Annotated in this window: 15 protein-coding genes and 3 tRNA genes; 15 read left to right on the forward strand and 3 right to left on the reverse strand. The window is 65.7% G+C overall.

The window, feature by feature from the left end; genetic code table 11:
* Nucleotides 1-158 precede the first annotated feature (158 nt).
* The 6 genes from NBW77_RS07500 (at nt 159) to NBW77_RS07525 (ending at nt 2,066) form a co-directional block, all read left to right on the forward strand.
* Nucleotides 159-365, forward strand: a complete 207-nt coding sequence (locus tag NBW77_RS07500) for a hypothetical protein (protein WP_165486285.1) — start codon at nt 159-161, stop codon at nt 363-365.
* A gap of 39 nt (nt 366-404) precedes the next feature.
* Nucleotides 405-477 (forward strand) — tRNA-Thr (locus NBW77_RS07505).
* 141 nt (nt 478-618) lie between these two features.
* Nucleotides 619-692 (forward strand) — tRNA-Met (locus NBW77_RS07510).
* Between the two features lie 97 nt (nt 693-789).
* Entirely contained in the window at nt 790-954 is a 165-nt protein-coding gene (gene rpmG, locus NBW77_RS07515; protein WP_131748588.1) for a 50S ribosomal protein L33, read from the forward strand.
* A gap of 206 nt (nt 955-1,160) precedes the next feature.
* The gene (locus NBW77_RS07520; protein ID WP_165486284.1) at nt 1,161-1,628 is read left to right on the forward strand and encodes an FAS1-like dehydratase domain-containing protein; all 468 of its coding nucleotides are present in this window, start codon (nt 1,161-1,163) and stop codon (nt 1,626-1,628) included.
* 9 nt (nt 1,629-1,637) lie between these two features.
* Nucleotides 1,638-2,066, forward strand: coding sequence for a MaoC/PaaZ C-terminal domain-containing protein (locus NBW77_RS07525; protein ID WP_165486283.1), 429 nt, complete (start codon nt 1,638-1,640; stop codon nt 2,064-2,066).
* A gap of 166 nt (nt 2,067-2,232) precedes the next feature.
* On the opposite strand, the gene NBW77_RS07530 is transcribed toward NBW77_RS07525, so the two are convergent.
* Nucleotides 2,233-3,441: a pyridoxal phosphate-dependent aminotransferase gene (locus tag NBW77_RS07530; protein WP_131748586.1), complete on the reverse strand. Its 1,209-nt coding sequence runs from the start codon at nt 3,439-3,441 to the stop codon at nt 2,233-2,235.
* Between the two features lie 317 nt (nt 3,442-3,758).
* Here NBW77_RS07530 and NBW77_RS07535 point away from each other — a divergent pair.
* The 9 genes from NBW77_RS07535 (at nt 3,759) to NBW77_RS07575 (ending at nt 16,136) form a co-directional block, all read left to right on the forward strand.
* Nucleotides 3,759-3,831, forward strand: a tRNA-Trp gene (locus NBW77_RS07535).
* 40 nt (nt 3,832-3,871) lie between these two features.
* Nucleotides 3,872-4,120, forward strand: coding sequence for a preprotein translocase subunit SecE (gene secE, locus NBW77_RS07540; RefSeq protein WP_131748585.1), 249 nt, complete (start codon nt 3,872-3,874; stop codon nt 4,118-4,120).
* 81 nt (nt 4,121-4,201) lie between these two features.
* Nucleotides 4,202-5,002, forward strand: a complete 801-nt coding sequence (gene nusG, locus NBW77_RS07545) for a transcription termination/antitermination protein NusG (RefSeq protein WP_131748583.1) — start codon at nt 4,202-4,204, stop codon at nt 5,000-5,002.
* A gap of 91 nt (nt 5,003-5,093) precedes the next feature.
* Nucleotides 5,094-5,525, forward strand: a complete 432-nt coding sequence (gene rplK / locus NBW77_RS07550) for a 50S ribosomal protein L11 (protein ID WP_131748581.1) — start codon at nt 5,094-5,096, stop codon at nt 5,523-5,525.
* A 130-nt stretch (nt 5,526-5,655) separates the two neighbouring features.
* Nucleotides 5,656-6,369: a 50S ribosomal protein L1 gene (gene rplA / locus NBW77_RS07555; protein ID WP_131748579.1), complete on the forward strand. Its 714-nt coding sequence runs from the start codon at nt 5,656-5,658 to the stop codon at nt 6,367-6,369.
* 371 nt (nt 6,370-6,740) lie between these two features.
* Nucleotides 6,741-7,325, forward strand: coding sequence for a 50S ribosomal protein L10 (gene rplJ / locus NBW77_RS07560; protein WP_131748577.1), 585 nt, complete (start codon nt 6,741-6,743; stop codon nt 7,323-7,325).
* Nucleotides 7,326-7,492: 167 nt separating this feature from the next.
* Nucleotides 7,493-7,882, forward strand: coding sequence for a 50S ribosomal protein L7/L12 (gene rplL, locus NBW77_RS07565; protein ID WP_131748575.1), 390 nt, complete (start codon nt 7,493-7,495; stop codon nt 7,880-7,882).
* Between the two features lie 712 nt (nt 7,883-8,594).
* Nucleotides 8,595-12,017, forward strand: a complete 3,423-nt coding sequence (rpoB, locus tag NBW77_RS07570; protein WP_131748573.1) for a DNA-directed RNA polymerase subunit beta — start codon at nt 8,595-8,597, stop codon at nt 12,015-12,017.
* A 219-nt stretch (nt 12,018-12,236) separates the two neighbouring features.
* A complete protein-coding gene (locus tag NBW77_RS07575; RefSeq protein ID WP_131748571.1) occupies nt 12,237-16,136 on the forward strand; it encodes a DNA-directed RNA polymerase subunit beta' in 3,900 nt (1,299 codons plus the stop codon).
* A 293-nt stretch (nt 16,137-16,429) separates the two neighbouring features.
* Here the strand turns inward: NBW77_RS07575 and NBW77_RS07580 are convergent, their stop codons facing one another.
* Together NBW77_RS07580 and NBW77_RS07585 are read right to left on the reverse strand one after the other, a co-directional pair.
* Nucleotides 16,430-18,382 carry an ABC transporter ATP-binding protein gene (locus tag NBW77_RS07580; RefSeq protein ID WP_165486282.1) on the reverse strand — a complete coding sequence of 651 codons (1,953 nt, stop codon included), beginning with the start codon at nt 18,380-18,382 and terminating at the stop codon, nt 16,430-16,432.
* A gap of 109 nt (nt 18,383-18,491) precedes the next feature.
* Nucleotides 18,492-18,782: a hypothetical protein gene (locus NBW77_RS07585; protein ID WP_131748567.1), complete on the reverse strand. Its 291-nt coding sequence runs from the start codon at nt 18,780-18,782 to the stop codon at nt 18,492-18,494.
* Nucleotides 18,783-19,109: the final 327 nt, after the last annotated feature.

A 19,109-nucleotide genomic window follows, 5' to 3' on the forward strand; every position in this document is an offset into this window, starting at 1 on the left:
CCCCGTCGACCGTCGACTACGTTAAGCAATATCTAGGACACGTACAGCTACATAGACGGGCATGGGATGGACTTTGTTGTTACTCACAGTTCTTGTTCGTCGCAATCGGATGCAATGTCGTAGCACAAAGTAGCGATACTGCTGGAGCGCTTCGTGGTTTGCGACGAAGACCCGCGCGTGTCGGGTCGATCATGGTTGTCGGCTGCGGCCATGTCCAGGTGCGCCGCTGCGTGGTCGGACCCGCGATGGCTGCGGTGGCGAACTGGCGCCGAGCCGCGGACGGAAGCGGCGATCCGGGTGGCAATGCCGGTGGTGACACGGGCGAGGGCGCGGCGGTGGTCGCAACGAGGAGACCCCGCGGCTGAAGTGTCGTGCTGTCGTGTAGCCTTAGCTGGCGAGAACGTGCCCCTTTAGCTCAGTCGGCAGAGCGTCTCCATGGTAAGGAGAAGGTCTACGGTTCGATTCCGTAAAGGGGCTCTGTGGCTGCGGTCGGTGGCCGGGCGACCGGCCGTCGACCGGCGTGTCGTCGACTTGATGTTCTGTCGATGACACGGATCCACTAAGAGCGTCAGGGGTGGGGCGTCGTGACCTGGCAGTCCCACTCCTCGGCCGCTCTGAGGCGGTGTAGCTCAGCCAGGCAGAGCAAGCGGCTCATAATCGCTGTGTCGCCGGTTCAAATCCGGCCACCGCTACCGGTCGGGTCGTGACCCGACGAGGACGACTCGTCGTCCCGCATGTCCAGCAGCTTTGGTTTGTTCTTGTCCCACCTGCAGGAAGAGGCACAGCACCGTGGCCGCCACCGATGTCCGTCCGAAGATCACCATGGCGTGTCAGGTGTGCAAGCACCGCAACTACATCACGCGCAAGAATCGCCGCAATGACCCCGACCGCCTGGCGCTGCAGAAGTTCTGCCCGAACTGCCGGCAGCACACCGAGCACCGCGAGACCCGCTGACCGCGGCGGCGTTTCTCGCGGGCGGTGACGGTTGTGCTCGCCACCAGGCATGTCGGCGTAGTCTTCACAGCGCACAGCGTTAGGCTTTGTGTCTCCGGGTGATTGTTCTCCCCGGGTAGACGCTGGATCGTCGTGGTCGAGTTGCCTGCTGTCCAGGTGAACGGTACGGAACTCCAACCACCACGACGGTGAGATCGGAGCATGCGATGCCGCTCAACCGGGAGTTCATCGGGCGCAGCTTTGTGGCTGACACCCCGTTCCTGGTCGGCCGCGAGCACATCCGGCAGTTTGCGCTTGCGGTCGGTGAACACAGTCCGTTGTGTCATGATCTCGATGCCGCCAAGGCTGCCGGCTACGTCGACCTTGTCGCACCGCCCACCTTTCTGACGGCTCCTGGCATGTGGCGACCGGTCGTACCGACCCACGACCCTGAGCTCGGTCTCGACTACTCGCTGGTGGTACACGGCGAGCAGCGGTATGCGCTGCGTCGTCCGATCATTGCCGGTGACGAGATCGTGGTTTCCGCCACGATCACGGACATTCGCAACGCCGGGCGCAACGAGTTGCTGATCACCGAGTTCGAGTTCGTCACGACCGGCGGCGAGTTGGTGGCAACGGGTCTGTCCTCGTTGGTCTCCCGCGGGACTGCCGCCACCGCAACCCGGAAGGGCTGAGGAGCTCGGATGTCTACCACCGTTGGTTATGACGATGTCGAGGTCGGTACCCGGATCCCGGAGCGGGAGTTCCGGATCCGACGCAGCGATCTTGTTCGCTACTGCGGGGTCTCGGGGGACTTCAACACGATCCACTGGAACGAGCGGGCGGCCCGGGATGTCGGACTCCCCGGTGTGATCGCTCACGGGATGTACACCATGGCCACCGCGGCCAGGCTCGTCACCGACTGGGCAGGTGATCCCGGCGCCGTTGTCGACTACGGCGTTCGCTTCTCCTCCCCGGTGCCGGTACCGGACGACGACGAGGGCGCGGCGGTCGTGGTGAGCGGCGTCGTCGCGAAGAAACTCGATGGCAACCAGGTGGTGGTGAACCTCACCGTGCGGTGCGATGGGGCCAAGGTTTTGATGGCCTCACGCGCCACCGTCCGCCTCACCTGACCACTTTTCGTCCGAGAGCCACTGAGAGCGCCCCTCGGAGCGGGTAGCGGGAGTGCCTGGTAGCGGTTCGCTACCAGCGGTCCCATCACAGCCGTGACGGTGTGTCCGACAGCCACAGTTGCCCGACACACCGTCCGTCGGTTGATGACGACCGGTGGCGGGTTGGTCAGTCCGCCTCGGCCAGCAGGTCGGACATCCGCTGCACACCCGTTGCCAGGTCTTCGTCGCCGAGCGCGTAGGACAGTCGGGAGTAACCAGGGGTTCCGAACGCCTCGCCCGGCACGATAGCTACGCCGGCCTCCTCAAGGATGAGGGTCGCCAGTTCCGCCGAGGTCGCCGGGGTGCGTCCCCGGATCGTGCGGCCGATGACGCCCAGCATCGACGGGTAACAGTAGAAGGCGCCTTCGGGTAGCGGGCACACCACTCCGGGTGTGTCGGAGAGCATCCGGTGCATGGTCTGGCGGCGCCGGTCGAAGGCGACCCGCATCTGCGCGACGGCGTCCAGCGGCCCGGACACCGCTGCCAGGGCCGCTGCCTGCGCCACGTTGGAGACGTTGGACGCGGCGTGGGACTGCAGGTTGGTGGCCGCCTTTACAGCGTCGGCCGGCCCGATCAGCCAGCCGACCCGCCACCCGGTCATGGCGTAGGTCTTGGCGACGCCGTTGACCACGAGACACCGGTCGGCGATCTCGGGGACCTCGACCGGCAGGGAGGCGAAGCGGGCGTCGCCGTACACCAGGTGCTCGTAGATCTCGTCGGCGATCACCCAGAGCCCGGCCTCGGCTGCCCAGCGCCCGATCGCGCGGACCTCCTCGGGGGAGTGCACGGCCCCGGTCGGGTTGGACGGCGAGCAGAACAGCAGCACCTTCGTGCGGGGGGTGCGAGCGGCTTCCAGCTGCTCCACCGTGACCCGGTAGCCCTGCTCGGGCGAGGTCACGACGTTCACCGGGATGCCACCGGCAAGACGAATCGATTCAGGGTAGGTCGTCCAGTAGGGGGCGGGCAGCAGTACCTCGTCGCCGGGGTCGAGCAAGGTCGCGAACGCGATGTAGACGGCCTGCTTGCCGCCGTTGGTGATGAGTACCTGGCCTGCCGGTACATCGAGCCCCGAGTCGCGGCGGGTCTTGTCCGCCACGGCCTCCCTGAGCTCCGGCAGCCCGGCTGCTGGTGTGTATCGGTGCATCCGCGGGTCGCTGCAGGCCTTCTCGGCTGCGGCGACGACATGGTCGGGTGTGGGAAAGTCCGGCTCGCCGGCACCAAAGCCGATCACGTCCCGGCCGGCCGCACGTAGCGCCTTCGCGGTCGCGTCCACGACAAGGGTTGCCGAAGGGGCGATACCGCCGACGCGGTGAGAGATCCGGGTCATGCCCGTCATGCTGCCACGTGTACGGGGTTCTCCGCCCGATCATTCCCGCGGTCCGCCGCGATCCCGGCCCGGCTCACGCCACTGCGGGCCCGGGTCCGGGCGACGTGCCGGTGGTTGGGCTGCTGTGCGGTTGACTCGTCATGCGGTTGACTCGTCATGCGGTCGGGGAGGGATCCGGATCGTGGGTTCGCGGGTGTGGCCGGCGTAGGGAGTATGGTGGACGCGCTTGGGCTGTCGTCCCGGCATGTAGCGATGCGGATGGTCGTTGGATCTTGTTCATAGGATCTCGATCTACGTTCGTTGTGTCGGCGACGGTCATCACGCTTAGGGGCGTGGCTCAATTGGTAGAGCACCGGTCTCCAAAACCGGCGGTTGCAGGTTCGAGTCCTGTCGCCCCTGCTGTATCCGACGACCAGGTAGGACCAGGTAGGTGGAGTGAGTGGCGACCGACACACGTGATGCGGCACCGCGGGCCGGCCGACCGGCCCGGTCCGCAGGCCGGCGCCGTACGACGCCGCTGCGGTTCTACCGCGAGGTCGTCGCCGAGCTTCGGAAGGTCATCTACCCGGGCCGGAACGAACTGATCACCTATGTGGCGGTCGTGCTCGTGTTCTGTTCGGTCATGGTGGCCTTCGTCGCCTCGCTGGACTTCGGTCTCACCAAGGCGGTGTTGGCGATCTTTGGTTGACGCGAACCGCGTCCCGCTGGTTCGTGTCTCCCCAGGTCCACACAGCTCACAGAGCACGGTCAAGAGAGAAGGAACGTCCGCGTGTCCCAGTTTCCCGAGCACGTCTCCTCCGAACAGGGGGAGGCCCTCGACGGTCTCGACCCGCTGGCGGCATTCGCGCGCGACGAGGTGGTAAGCACGGAGGCCGGTGCGCTGCCGCAGGACGGCGAGAGCGGTGACGGTTCCACCGGCACCGATACCGGGCCCGGTTATCTCACCGTGGACGTGCCGGACGTCACTCAGCCCGCTGTCGACGATGACGATGATGACGACGACATCGACGACGTCCGACGGGCTCTGGAGGAAGCACCGGGCGAGTGGTATGTCGTCCACTCGTACGCCGGCTATGAGAACAAGGTCAAGACAAACCTTGAGACCCGGATCTCCAGCCTCAACATGGAGGACTACATCTTCCAGATCGAGGTCCCGACCGAGGAGGTCCCGGTCATCAAGAACGGCAAGCGTCAGCTGGTGCAGCAGAAGAAGTACCCCGGATACATCTACGTCCGCATGGATCTCACGGACCAGTCGTGGTCGGCTGTTCGCAACACGCCGGGCGTGACCGGCTTCGTGGGTCTGACCAACAAGCCGTCGCCGCTGCGGACGGAGGAGGTCCTGTCGATTCTCGCGCCGCCGGCACCGCGCGAGAAGAAGGTCGAGACGGTCCGGGTACAGGAATTCGAGGTCGGAGAGTCGGTGACCGTCATGGACGGTCCGTTCGCGACCCTTCCTGCGACCATCAGCGAGATCAACCTCGATGCGCAGCGGCTCAAGGTGCTGGTGTCCATCTTCGGCCGCGAAACGCCGGTCGAGCTTCAGTTCAACCAGGTCGCGAAGATCTGACCCGTCCAGCTTCTAGTTGGCCGAAGGCCGCGCGATCACAGTTCGCCTCGCGCGGCCACAGGCCTCAAGGGACCCCAGAGAGAAAGACGCCATGCCTCCCAAGAAGAAGATTGCGGCCATCATCAAACTCCAGATCAATGCCGGTGTGGCCACGCCGGCGCCCCCGGTCGGCCCCGCGCTCGGCCAGCACGGCGTCAACATCATGGAGTTCTGCAAGCAGTACAACGCGGCCACCGAGTCGCAGCGCGGGAACGTCGTCCCGGTTGAGATCACGGTCTATGACGACCGCTCGTTCACCTTCGTCACGAAGACACCGCCGGCGGCACGGCTCATCCTCAAGGCCGCGGGCGTGGAGAAGGGCAGCGGTGTTCCGCACCGGACCAAGGTCGCGAACCTGACCGCGGAGCAGGTCCGCCAGATCGCCCAGACGAAGTTGCCCGACCTCAACGCCACCACTCTCGAAGCCGCGGAAAAGATCATTGCTGGCACCGCCAGGTCGATGGGTATCACCGTCAGCGACTGACGGGCTCAGCGACTGACGGGCCCGTCGGGGCGCCAGTGCCAAGAAGGTCGTTCCGTGATCGGAACGGCTGTGGGAGGGCCCCCGATCATGTGGATCGGGTTCGGCCCGCCATGACCACGAGGAGACGTCCGTGAAGCGCAGCAAGGCATACCGGGCCGCCGTAGAGAAGATCGAGGCGGACCGCCTGTACACACCGCTGGAAGCCGTTCGGCTGGCCCGGGAGACCTCCACCACCAAGTACGCCGCGACCGTCGAGGTCGCGTTGCGCCTCGGAGTCGACCCGCGCAAGGCGGACCAGATGGTCCGTGGCACCGTGAACCTGCCGCACGGAACCGGCCGGTCTCCTCGGGTGGCTGTTTTCGCCGCCGGGGAGAAGGCTGCCGAGGCTTCTGCCGCCGGTGCGGACATCGTCGGCAGCGACGACCTTGTGCAGCGGATCCAGGAGGGATTCCTGGACTTCGACGCGACCGTCGCGACGCCCGACCAGATGGCGAAGGTCGGCCGCATCGCCCGGATCCTGGGGCCGCGCGGGCTCATGCCGAACCCCAAGACCGGTACGGTCACCCTCGACATCGCCAAGGCGGTCCGCGACATCAAGGGCGGAAAGATCAATTTTAGGGTCGACAAGCAGGGCAACCTTCACATCGTCATCGGCAAGACGGTCTTCACGGACGAGCAGCTGATCGAGAACTACGGTGTCGCACTGGACGAGATCGTCCGGGTGAAGCCGTCCGCGGCCAAGGGTCGATACCTGAAGAAGATCACATTTGCCACGACGATGGGTCCGGGGATCCAGGTCGACCCGAGTCGTACCCGCGACCTGCTCGAGGATGCGGTGGTCTGACGTCCGTAGTCGCCACCGACCGCGTCGCAGCCCGCGAGGCCGACACTGGTGGAAAGGGTGCCCGCCCTGGGTGCTCTTTCCACCGCCGGGCGTTGGTGGCTGTAGGATCGACAGTGCCCGCCCGTACGGCTGACATCTACTTCAGCCGTGTATTATCTGAGAAGAACCAAACCGAAGACCGCTGGTCGTCGTCCCGAATCGGGATGATCGAAGGTTCCGGACTATCCGGTCGGCCCGCGCAGGTGAGGGAGCGTTGCCCCGCAGTCGGCCCAGTGCCGTCTCCGGCACTTCAGCCCCGTGCGCCTGCGCCGGGGCGTTCGTTGTTTTCCGGCATCTTCTGGGCGACTGGCCAAACCCCATGAAGGAGCCCGATGGCGAATCCGGAAAAGGTCGCCGCGGTTACGGAGATCGCAGACTCGTTCCGCGGTGCGTCCGCGGCGGTGCTGACCGAGTACCGCGGGCTGACGGTGAGCCAGCTCACCGAACTGCGCCGTTCGCTCGGGACGGGCACTCAGTACGCGGTGATCAAGAACACCCTCACCAAAATTGCGGCCGAGCAGGCGGGCGTCGCGGGCCTGGACGAACTGCTCGTCGGCCCGACCGCGGTCGCCTTCGTCACCGGTGATCCGGTGGAAGCGGCCAAGGGCCTGCGCGACTTCGCCCGCGCCAACCCCGCTCTGATCGTCAAAGGCGGGATCGTCGAGGGCAAGACGATGTCGGCGGACGAGATCCGCAAGCTGGCCGATCTCGAGTCTCGTGAGGTGTTGCTGGCCAAGCTTGCCGGTGCGCTGAACGGCTCGCTGGTCAAGGCCGTCGGACTGTTCGCCGCTCCGTTGTCGCAGGCGGTCCGCTTGGCCGAGGCGCTGCGTGCCAAGCGCGAGGAGGAAGCCGCCGTATCGGAGGTCCCCGCCGCCGAAGCAGCCGCGGACGCTCCCGCCGAAGCAGCCGCGGAGTAGTTCCACCGCTCGCTTTTCCGGGCCTCCGGTGAGGCGAGAAAAGCGATGACCGCAAAGTTTTCGGTTCGGCCGGGACCGTCCGCCGGGCCGGGAATCGCGTCGCACGCTCAAACCAGACCAGGTACCACGACAAACGGCATACCACCATGAACGGAAGGATCGCCACCATGACGAAGCTGTCGACCGACGAGCTGCTGGACGCGTTCAAGGAAATGACGCTGCTGGAGCTGTCGGAGTTCGTGAAGCAGTTCGAGGACACCTTCGGCGTGACCGCGGCCGCCCCGGTCGCGGTTGCGCTGCCCGGTGCCGGTGGTCCGGCCGCGGAGGCGCCGGCGGTCGAGGAGCAGGACGAGTTCGACGTCATCCTCACCGCTGTCGGCGACAAGAAGATCCAGGTCATCAAGGAGGTCCGTGCGCTGACCAGCCTGGGCCTGAAGGAGGCCAAGGACCTCGTCGACGGCGCACCCAAGCCGGTCCTGGAGAAGGCGACGAAGGAAGCCGCGGAGAAGGCCAAGGCCGCTCTCGAGGGTGCCGGCGCTACGGTGACCGTCAAGTAGTCACGGTAACCGGGCCGCCGTCCCCCGACCCCGCGGCGGGTGGGGGACGGCGGCCCGACCGCTTGCATGGTCATCGGGGGCGGCTCGGCCTTCTCCAGGGGTGCCGGCACGCACGCGTAGGGTTGCCAGGTAACGTCGGCAATGGCCGGAACGGCGTCGAAGCCCGACCCGGCGTCGGGCTGTCGCGGTCCAGGCACACGGACTTCCTGGTTGGGGTTGACGACCTTACCCAGGACGGAGTTCCATCATCCGGAAGCGGTGAGACATACCTGTCGAGCAGCCTTGCCAGCAGTGCGGCCATCGGCTACACTGCTCGTTTGGGCTGTCCTTTCGTCGTGTGTCCGCTGTTCCTTCGGTGCTCGCGACGGTCAAGCCCCCGCGCACCTGTGCCCTTGGGCGCGGTCGTCCAGACGCCACGACCGAGGTAATCCGAGCCAGACCGTTGACCGCAACCCGCCACCGAAACGCCGCCGCGCCACCAGCCCGGGATGACCCTCCCACACAGGTGTCCCTCTCCGGAAGATGTCGTGACGGACTACTCGTCAGTGCGCGGGCGTCGTCTGCCCGCATCGCGGGGTGGCTGCGCCCTCTGCTGGACTACCCCCATCGACACTCCGCACAACCGTAGCGAGACACTGATCACCCGACCATCCCCCGCCGGATTGTTCTAGAGCACCACCAGCCCGACGATCAGGCCACCGGAAGGACCACCTTGGCCGCCTCGCCTACCTCCTCCCGCATCTCGTTCGCAAAGATCATCGAGCCTCTCGAGGTCCCGGATCTTCTCGCCCTGCAGACACAGTCCTTTGACTGGCTGATCGGCAATGAGGCGTGGGCGGAACGGGTCCAGGAAGCCATCGACTCCGGTCGTGACGATGTACCCGTCACGTCGGGTCTCGAAGAGGTCTTTGAGGAGATCTCGCCGATCGAAGACTTCTCGGGTTCGATGTCACTGTCGTTCCGGGACCACCGTTTCGAACCACCCAAGTACTCCGTCGAGGAGTGCAAGGACAAGGATATGACGTACTCGGCCCCCATGTTCGTCACGGCCGAGTTCACCAACAACACCACTGGTGAGATCAAGAGCCAGACGGTTTTCATGGGCGATTTCCCGCTCATGACCCCGAAGGGCACATTTGTCATCAACGGGACCGAGCGGGTCGTCGTCAGCCAGCTCGTCCGTTCTCCCGGGGTCTATTTCGAGAAGACCATCGACAAGGTGTCCGACAAGGACCTGTTCTCCTGCAAGGTCATCCCGTCCCGGGGTGCCTGGTTGGAGTTCGAGGTCGACAAGCGTGACACCGTCGGTGTCCGCATCGACCGCAAGCGTCGCCAGTCGGTGACCGTGCTGCTCAAGGCGCTCGGTTGGGACGAGGCGCGCATCCTTGAGCGGTTCGGTGATTTCCCGTCGATGCGGGTGACCCTGGAGAAGGACCACACGTCCAGCCAGGATGACGCGCTGCTCGACATCTACCGCAAGCTGAGGCCGGGCGAGCCCCCGACGCGTGAGTCGGCCCAGACGCTGTTGGAGAACCTCTTCTTCAACCCGAAGCGCTACGACCTGGCCAAGGTCGGCCGTTACAAGGTCAACAAGAAGCTCGGCGTCGACGTTCCCCACGATGTGGGTGTGCTGACCGAGGACGACGTCGTCCGCACGATCGAGTACGTCGTACAGCTGCACGCGGGCAAGGACCCGGCGTACGACGTGGACGACATCGACCACTTCGGTAACCGGCGGCTGCGCACGGTGGGTGAGCTGATCCAGAACCAGGTGCGGCTCGGTCTCGCCCGGATGGAGCGGGTCGTCCGGGAGCGGATGACCACCCAGGACGTCGAGGCGATCACGCCCCAGACGCTCATCAACATCCGGCCGGTCGTCGCCTCCATCAAGGAGTTCTTCGGGACCAGCCAGCTTTCCCAGTTCATGGACCAGACCAACCCGCTGGCCGGCCTCACACACAAGCGGCGCCTGTCCGCGCTCGGCCCCGGTGGTCTGTCCCGGGAGCGGGCGGGCTTCGAGGTTCGCGACGTCCACCCCAGCCACTACGGCCGGATGTGCCCGATCGAGACCCCGGAAGGCCCGAACATCGGCCTGATCGGTTCGCTGTCGACGTTCGCGCGGGTCAACCCGTTCGGCTTCGTGGAGACGCCCTATCGCAAGGTCGTCGCCGGCAGGGTCAGCGACCAGATCGACTACCTCACCGCCGACGAGGAGGACCGGCACGTCATCGCACAGGCCAACGCGCCGCTGACCGCCGACGGTTCCTTCGCCGAGAACCGCGTCCTGGTTCGACGAAAGGGCGGCGAGGTCGAGTTCATCCCGCCGGACGAGGTCGACTACATGGACGTCTCACCGCGCCAGATGGTGTCGGTGGCCACGGCCATGATCCCGTTCCTGGAGCACGACGACGCGAACCGTGCCCTGATGGGCTCGAACATGCAGCGCCAGTCCGTCCCGCTGCTGCGCAGTGAGTCACCGCTGGTCGGCACCGGCATGGAGGCCCGTGCGGCCAAGGATGCCGGCGATGTCGTGGTCTGTGTGCAGGCCGGCGTGGTCGAGGACCTCTCCGCCGACTACATCACCGTCATGCACGACGACGGCACCCGGCGTACCTACCGGATGGCGAAGTTCCGCCGTTCCAACCAGGGCACCTGCATCAACCAGAAGCCGATCGTGGACGAGGGCGACCGCGTCGAGGCCGGCCAGGTGATCGCGGACGGTCCGTGCACCGACAACGGTGAGATGGCGCTCGGCAAGAACCTGCTGGTGGCGTTCATGCCCTGGGAGGGCCACAACTACGAGGATGCGATCATCCTCTCCCAGCGGCTGGTCCAGGACGACGTCCTGTCCTCGATCCACATCGAGGAGCACGAGGTCGACGCCCGCGACACCAAGCTCGGGCCCGAGGAGATCACCCGGGACATCCCGAACGTCGCCGAGGAGGTCCTCGCCGACCTCGACGAGCGGGGCATCATCCGGATCGGTGCCGAGGTCTCACCCGGTGACGTGCTGGTCGGGAAGGTCACGCCCAAGGGCGAAACCGAGCTGACCCCGGAGGAGCGGCTGCTGCGCGCGATCTTCGGTGAGAAGGCCCGGGAGGTCCGTGACACCTCGCTCAAGGTGCCGCACGGTGAGTCGGGCAAGGTCATCGGCGTCCGGGTGTTCTCCCGGGAGGACGGCGACGAGCTTCCGCCCGGAGTGAACGAGCTGGTCCGGGTGTACGTGGCCCAGAAACGTAAGATCACCGATGGTGACAAGCTGGCCGGCCGGCACGGTAACAAGGGTGTCATCGCGAAGATCCTCCCGGCTGAGGACATGCCCTTCCTCTCCGACGGCACGCCGGTGGACGTCGTGCTGAACCCGCACGGCGTGCCCCGCCGAATGAACATCGGCCAGATCCTGGAAACCCATCTTGGCTGGGTCGCCAAGACCGGATGGCAGGTCGACGACGGAGCCGAGGACTGGAAGGAACGCCTGCGTGGCATCGGCGCGGACCAGGCGCCGCCCGACACCAACGTGGCGACACCGGTGTTCGACGGCGCACGTGAGGAGGAGATCACCGGCCTGCTCTCCTCGACGCTGCCGAACCGTGACGGAGTCCAGCTGATCGGTGCCAGTGGCAAGGCGAAGCTCTTCGACGGCCGGACCGGCGAACCCTACCCGTACCCGGTGGCGGTCGGCTACATCTACATCCTCAAGTTGCTCCACCTGGTCGACGACAAGATCCACGCTCGTTCGACCGGCCCCTACTCGATGATCACCCAGCAGCCGCTGGGTGGTAAGGCGCAGTTCGGTGGACAGCGCTTCGGTGAGATGGAGGTGTGGGCGCTTGAGGCGTACGGCGCCGCCTACGCCCTCCAGGAGCTGCTGACCATCAAGTCGGACGACGTTCTCGGTCGCGTCAAGGTCTACGAGGCCATCGTCAAGGGCGAGAACATCCCCGAACCCGGCATTCCGGAGTCCTTCAAGGTACTCATCAAGGAAATGCAGTCACTGTGCCTGAACGTGGAGGTTCTTTCCAGTGACGGTGTTTCCATCGAAATGCGCGACACCGACGAGGACGTCTTCCGCGCCGCGGAGGAACTCGGGATCGACCTGTCCCGGCGCGAGCCGAGCAGCGTTGAGGAGGTCTGACGAATAGTGGTCGCCGGCCGTGAGTACCCGCGGCTCCGTGAGTACCTGCAACTCACGGCCGGCGACCACGCGGCAGGGACACGGCGTCCGGTAACCCTGACCGTGTCCCGGCGTCCGCGCCGACCTTGTAACAACTGACGGCAGAAGCCCACAGTCGCCGCCATCTTTGCGAAGCCCGCCGGCGACGGAGGGCGGCCAGACGGCAGAGAGAGAAGACACGTGCTCGACGTCAACTTCTTCGACGAGCTGCGCATCGGCCTCGCCACGGCGGACGACATCCGCCAGTGGTCACACGGCGAGGTCAAGAAGCCGGAGACAATCAACTACCGCACCCTCAAGCCGGAAAAGGACGGACTCTTCTGCGAGAAGATCTTCGGTCCGACCCGGGACTGGGAGTGCTACTGCGGTAAGTACAAGCGTGTCCGTTTCAAGGGCATCATCTGTGAGCGGTGTGGCGTCGAGGTCACCCGTGCCAAGGTGCGCCGTGAGCGGATGGGCCACATCGAGCTGGCCGCTCCGGTCACCCACATCTGGTATTTCAAGGGTGTGCCGAGCCGGCTCGGTTATCTCCTCGATCTGGCGCCGAAGGATCTTGAAAAGGTCATCTACTTCGCCGCCTACATGATCACTGGCGTGGACACCGACGCGCGCCACCGCGATCTGCCCACCCTCGAGGCTCGTATCTCCGTGGAGAAGCAGCATCTCGAGGACAAGAAGAACGCCGACGTCGAGACGCGGCAGAAGAAGCTTGAGGCGGACCTCGCGCAGTTGGAGGCCGAGGGCGCGAAGGGCGACGCCCGGCGGAAGGTGCGGGAGGCCGCCGAGCGCGAGATGCGCCAGATCCGCGACCGTGCACAGCGGAAGATCGACGATCTGGGCCGGGTGTTCGACCGTTTCAAGAGCATGAAGGTCCAGGATCTTGAGCCCGACGAGCTGCTCTACCGTGAGCTGCGCGACCGGTTCGGCCAGTACTTCACCGGCGGCATGGGTGCCGAGGCGTTGCAGCGCCGGCTCATCGACTTCGACCTGGCCGCGGAGGCCGAGTCGCTGCGGGAGACGATCCGCAGCGGCAAGGGGCAGAAGAAGGCCCGGGCGCTGAAGCGTCTCAAGGTCGTTTCGGCGTTCCTGAACACCCGCAACTCCCCGAACGGGATGGTGCTCGACTGCGTTCCGGTGATCCCGCCGGACCTGCGCCCGATGGTGCAGCTCGACGGTGGCCGGTTCGCCACGTCCGACCTCAACGATCTCTACCGCCGTGTGATCAACCGTAACAACCGGCTCAAGAGGCTGCTCGACCTCGGTGCACCCGAGATCATCGTCAACAACGAGAAGCGGATGCTGCAGGAGGCCGTCGACGCGCTGTTCGACAACGGCCGGCGCGGCCGACCGGTCACCGGACCGGGTAACCGTCCGCTCAAGTCGTTGTCGGACATGCTCAAGGGCAAGCAGGGCCGTTTCCGTCAGAACCTGCTCGGCAAGCGCGTCGACTACTCCGGCCGTTCGGTCATCGTGGTCGGCCCGCAGCTGAAGCTGCACCAGTGCGGCCTGCCCAAGCAGATGGCGCTTGAGCTGTTCAAGCCGTTCGTGATGAAGCGGCTGGTCGATCTCAACCACGCGCAGAACATCAAGTCAGCGAAGCGCATGGTCGAGCGGGCACGGCCCGTCGTCTGGGACGTGCTGGAAGAGGTCATCACCGAGCACCCGGTCCTACTCAACCGCGCACCGACCCTGCACCGTCTCGGTATCCAGGCGTTCGAGCCGCAGCTCGTCGAGGGTAAGGCCATCCAGATCCATCCGCTGGTCTGCACCGCCTTCAACGCGGACTTCGACGGTGACCAGATGGCCGTGCACCTGCCGCTGTCGGCAGAGGCGCAGGCCGAGGCCCGCATCCTGATGCTGTCGAGCAACAACATCCTGTCGCCGGCGTCCGGGCGTCCGTTGGCCATGCCGAGCCTCGACATGGTCACCGGGGTCTTCCACCTCAGCCGGCTGTCCGAAGGCGCGATCGGTGAGGGGCGGGCGTTCTCCAGCGTGTCCGAGGCCCAGATGGCCTTTGACGCGCGGGAGATCGACCTGCAGGCGAAGATCAGAGTTCGGCTCCGTGACACCACCCCGCCGCTGGACTGGACCCCGCCGGCCGGTTGGGTCGTCGGGGATCCGTTCATCCTGGAGACCACCTTCGGCCGCTGCCTGTTGAACGAGGCGCTGCCAGAGGGATACCCGTTCCTCAACTACGTGATGAACAAGAAGGCCCAGGCTGTAATCGTCAACGACCTGGCCGAGCGCTACCCGAAGATCCAGGTGGCCGCGACGCTGGACGCGTTGAAGAGCGCGGGTTTCTACTGGGCCACCCGTTCCGGGGTGACGGTCGCGATCGAGGACGTGGTCGCGCCGCCGAACAAGAAGCAGATCCTCGACGAATACGAGCAGCGGGCCGAGCGGGTGCAGAAGCAGTTCGACCGCGGCTTCCTGTCCGACGACGAGCGCCGCGGCGAACTCGTGCAGATCTGGAACGAGGCCACGAACAAGGTTGCCGAGGCGATGGAGGCCAACTTCCCGCCGACCAACCCGGTCGCGGTGCTGGTCAACTCCGGGGCCGCCGGAAACATGATGCAGATCCGGCAGCTCGCCGGGATGCGTGGGCTGGTCGCCAACCCGAAGGGTGAGATCATCCCGCGTCCGATCAAGGCGAACTTCCGTGAAGGGCTGAGTGTGGTGGAGTACTTCATCTCCACGCACGGCGCCCGTAAGGGTCTGGCTGACACGGCGCTTCGGACCGCGGACTCGGGATACCTGACCCGGCGTCTGGTCGACGTCAGCCAGGACGTCATCGTCCGCGAGGACGACTGCGGCACCGAGCGGGGTATCGGTACCCGTATCGCCCGCAAGGGAGCGGACGGAGTGCTCGTCCGTGACCGGTATGCGGAGACCGCGGCCTACGCCCGCACGCTCGCCTCCGACGCGGTGAACGCCGCCGGCGATGTGGTCGTGCCCGCCGGTGCGGACCTCGGTGACGTCGTCATCGGCCAGATCATCGATGCCGGTATCGAGTCGGTGAAGGTGCGTTCCGCACTTACCTGCGCCGCTCGGATGGGTGTGTGCGCGCAGTGCTACGGTCGGTCGCTGGCAACCGGGAAACTGGTGGATGTCGGCGAGGCTGTCGGTATCGTCGCCGCCCAGTCGATCGGTGAGCCCGGCACGCAGCTCACCATGCGTACCTTCCACAGCGGTGGCGTCGCGGCCGGCGATGACATCACTCAGGGTCTGCCGCGTGTGGTCGAGCTCTTCGAGGCCCGGACCCCCAAGGGCAAGGCCCCGATCAGCGAGGTCGCCGGGCGGGTGCGCATCGAGGAGACCGAGAAGACCCTCAAGATTGTCATCGTCCCTGACGACGGCGGCGAGGAGATCGCCTACCCGGTCTCCCGCCGTTCGCGCCTGAAGGTCGAGGAAGGCCAGCACATCGCTGTCGGCCAGAAGATCGTCGACGGTGCGGTCGACCCGCACGAGGTGCTGCGGATCCTCGGCCCGCGCCAGGTTCAGCTCCACCTGGTCGATCAGGTCCAGGATGTGTACCGCTCGCAGGGTGTGTCGATCCATGACAAGCACATCGAGATCATCATCCGCCAGATGCTCAAGCGGGTGAACGTGCTGGAGTCGGGGGAGACCACCCTCCTGCCCGGCGAGCTGGTCGAGCGGGCGCGCTTTGAGGAGGAGAACCGTCGGGTGGTCGAATCCGGCGGTCAGCCGGCTTCGGCCCGTCCGGTCCTCATGGGCATCACCAAGGCGTCGCTGGCGACGGAGTCGTGGCTGTCGGCCGCATCCTTCCAGGAGACGACCCGGGTGCTCACCGACGCCGCGATCAACGCCCGGTCGGACTCGCTGGTCGGACTGAAGGAGAACGTCATTATCGGCAAGCTCATCCCGGCGGGTACGGGGATCGCCCGGTACCGCAACATCCGGGTCGAGCCGACCGAGGAGGCGCGGGCGTCCATGTACTCGGTGGGCGGCGGGTACGAGGACGGTGCAACCGTGGAGTACGGAGCCTTCGGTAGCGGCAGCGGCCAGGCGGTTCCGCTGGATGACTTCGACTACCGCAGCACCGGGGGCGACTACCGGTAGAGCCACCTCCGCGAGGTCTGCGGCGGACAGTCGCGGCCCTGAACCAACAGACGGCCCGTATGGTCATGTCCGTGAGGACAGGCCATACGGGCCGTCTGTCGTTCCGGGGCGGGTCGAGGTCATGGGTGGTCCTGGCTGCTGCGGCACCGGTGCCGGCCGGGCCGGAACAGAAGCTACCCGGACCCGCCCTGGTCGGCGGTCCGGGTAGCTTTTCAAACGGTTATATATATGTGTATTCCGTGGGTTGCTCCAGATCGCCCGGTTCACCCGGTCGGGCGAGCCCGGTCGGATCATCAGCCGGCGGGGCGGGGCGCGCCGCCGTTCTTTTCCTTCTTCGGTGCCTTCTCCACCCGTCCCCGGATCAGCTGGGCGTAGATTCCGCCGGTCTTGACGAGTCGGCTGTGGGGCCCGGCCTCCATGACCGTTCCCTTTTCCAGCACGTAGATCCGGTCGGCCGCTACTGTCATCGTCGCCCGATGGGCCACCACCAGGCAGCTGCGATCGGAGAGAAGACGTTCGACGGACGTACGGACGAGTTCCTCGGTGAGGGTGTCGAGGTTCGACGTGGCCTCGTCGAGAATGACCGTCCGTGGATTCTGGACGAGCACCCGAGCAATGGCCAGCCGTTGCTTCTCACCACCTGAGATCTGGTAGCCGTTACTTCCCACCGGAGTGTGGATCCCGGCCGGGAGTGAACGGACCAGGGCGACCATGCCGGTCGCGTCGAGGGCGGACCACAGTTCGTCGGCGGTTGCCGCCGGATTTCCGAACTGGAGGTTCTCGGCGATGGTGCGGCGCTGCATGAACGGTTCCTGGGAGACCAGTCCGACCGCGGCCCGTGCCTGTTCCGGGGAGAGCTCTCCGGCATCACGACCGCCCAGCAGGACGCGTCCGGTGGTGGGAGCGAGTAGCCCGCTCGCGAGATAGCAGAGCGTGCTCTTTCCTGCGCCGCTGAATCCGACGACGGCCACCATCTCGCTCTTGCGTACGACTAGGTCGACGGACCGGACGGCCCAGGTAGGTTCCGGCATGTCGGGGGCGTAGGAGTACGACACGTTCTCCAGGACGAGATCGCCGTGAACGGGCATTCTTGGAACGTTTTCCGGGGAGGACACCGCCGGGTCGGTCTGCGACACGATGTCCTCGGACGGCCGGGGACGATCGATGACGGCCAGCGGCCTGACGTTGCTGCGGGCAGGTACGGGGAGTGGGGCCAGCGGGGTGTCGAGAAAGGCCAGAATGCGGGTCAGGGAGGACTCGCCCTCGAAGAGGCGGGTGCGCAGGTCGGCGAATCCGGCGATGGAACGAAATGCCAGGAGCAGCACGCTGAGAAACGCCACGAACGTGCCCGTCGTCATCACCTGTTCCAGCGACAGCCACACGCCGAACCCGATCGCGGTCATGGTGGCGAGCATCGTGCTGCCGGTGGAGATGAACTGCAGGCGGGCGAAGACCTGGACCCGGGTACGCGCGGCCGTCGCGATCGCGGAGTCCAGCCGTTCGAACTCCTCCCGGCCGGGGCCTTCCGCACGGAAGGCCCGTAGGTGCAGTGCTCCCACCGGTCCGGTCAGCTCGATGACATGATCAACCATTCGTGTGTGCCGCTCGATCTCCACTCGGCTGATTGCCCGGACACGGTTTCGGACCAACCGCAGCAGGACGAGCGGGATCACCCCGATCACGGCTACCGCGAACGCAAGCCGCCATTCCAGGATGAACGCGACCACTCCGGCGACGACAAGCTCGACCGCCATGGTCGCGATCGCGGGCAGGCAGACGGCAGCGGCGATCTGTACCCTGGCCGTGTCGACGGTGAAGAGATTGACGACGTCCCCTTGTCGGGTCTGCACGAAGTAGGGGAACGGCAGTGCAAGCGCGTGCTGGTGCAGGTCGCGGCGGATCCGAAAGGCAAGCCTTTCGCTGAAATAGCCGATCAGTATGTACCGCAGGGTTGAAGCGACGGCACTGAGCACAAATGCGCCGAGGATGAGGAAAACTGGTAGAAGTATGCCGCTTGTCCGCAGCTGCAGGAGCCAGTCGTCGATCAGTCCGCGGATCGCAAGGGGAGCAACGATCAGTGCGGTAGAGCCGAGGACCGAGAGTCCGGCGTGTGCGACGGCCGCTCTGTTCTGGTCTCTGATGAAGCGCTCGACGCGGGCGGCGTCCGGATTCCCGGTGAGCCAGGCGAACAGTCGTCCGTACAGCCAGGAAATAGTGGCGGTTGTCTTCAGGAAAGCCGTCTTCACTGAGCTTTGCTGGTGGTTCGGGCGTCCGAGCCACCAGCTGGTGTCAGTGGACGACCTACGAGGTGTCGTCATGGTGTGAGCCGCTTGCCCGGTGTTTGGTCCGGAATACTCAGCCGTCGCTGCACTGGATTTCTGATGCAGCTGAGGCATCGTCGCCTTCTTCCGTGGAGTGGCGGGCGCCGCCCACGCGGATGCTCAGGAGTTCGTGGTCGTAGTCGTAATCCTCCTCGGCAACCGGGGCACGGGTGACCAGCGATGCGAGGACCAGGTTCCCAGCGGCTTCTTCCGTGTTGGTGAAAACGGAAATCCTCACGTCCTCCGAGACCTCGATGACCAGCCCGAAAGTGCTCGACGGGATGATTTCATGATTGTGGTCGAGAGGCATGAAAGAAGTGGGCACGAGTCCTCCATCGTAGTCATCCGAACTGACGGTGACAAAGCCGAAGTTATCGGGGCGAGGATTACCGGGCAAGGTCCAACATCATGACTCGGATCACATCGTCCGGTGGGACCGGGTATTTAGTCTTGAAGGCGACAGGCTTGGAGTGGCCAACACCTCGATACTGTTGAGGATTTGCTTGTCGACACACCCGTCCGGACCGTTTCGGCGGGTACTGGAGGAATCGGGGCCGCGGCCCCCTTCTCGCGGCGGGGGGCGATGCCGGGACCAGGGCGGTTGTCCACCTCGTCGGCCCGGACGGACCCGGTTGGGTAGTGTCTCGCTGGT

Origin of the sequence: Frankia sp. Cppng1_Ct_nod (assembly GCF_920656135.1) — a bacterium.
Lineage (GTDB): Bacteria > Actinomycetota > Actinomycetes > Frankiales > Frankiaceae > Protofrankia > Protofrankia meridionalis.

Coding starts and splice junctions, on each gene's coding strand:
- NBW77_RS07520 (WP_165486284.1), top strand. CDS start 1,161: ATGCCGCTCAACCGGGAGTTCATCGGGCGCAGCTTTGTGGCTGACACC.
- NBW77_RS07525 (WP_165486283.1), top strand. CDS start 1,638: ATGTCTACCACCGTTGGTTATGACGATGTCGAGGTCGGTACCCGGATC.
- NBW77_RS07530 (WP_131748586.1), bottom strand. CDS start 3,441: ATGACGGGCATGACCCGGATCTCTCACCGCGTCGGCGGTATCGCCCCT.
- rplK (WP_131748581.1), top strand. CDS start 5,094: ATGCCTCCCAAGAAGAAGATTGCGGCCATCATCAAACTCCAGATCAAT.
- rplJ (WP_131748577.1), top strand. CDS start 6,741: ATGGCGAATCCGGAAAAGGTCGCCGCGGTTACGGAGATCGCAGACTCG.
- rplL (WP_131748575.1), top strand. CDS start 7,493: ATGACGAAGCTGTCGACCGACGAGCTGCTGGACGCGTTCAAGGAAATG.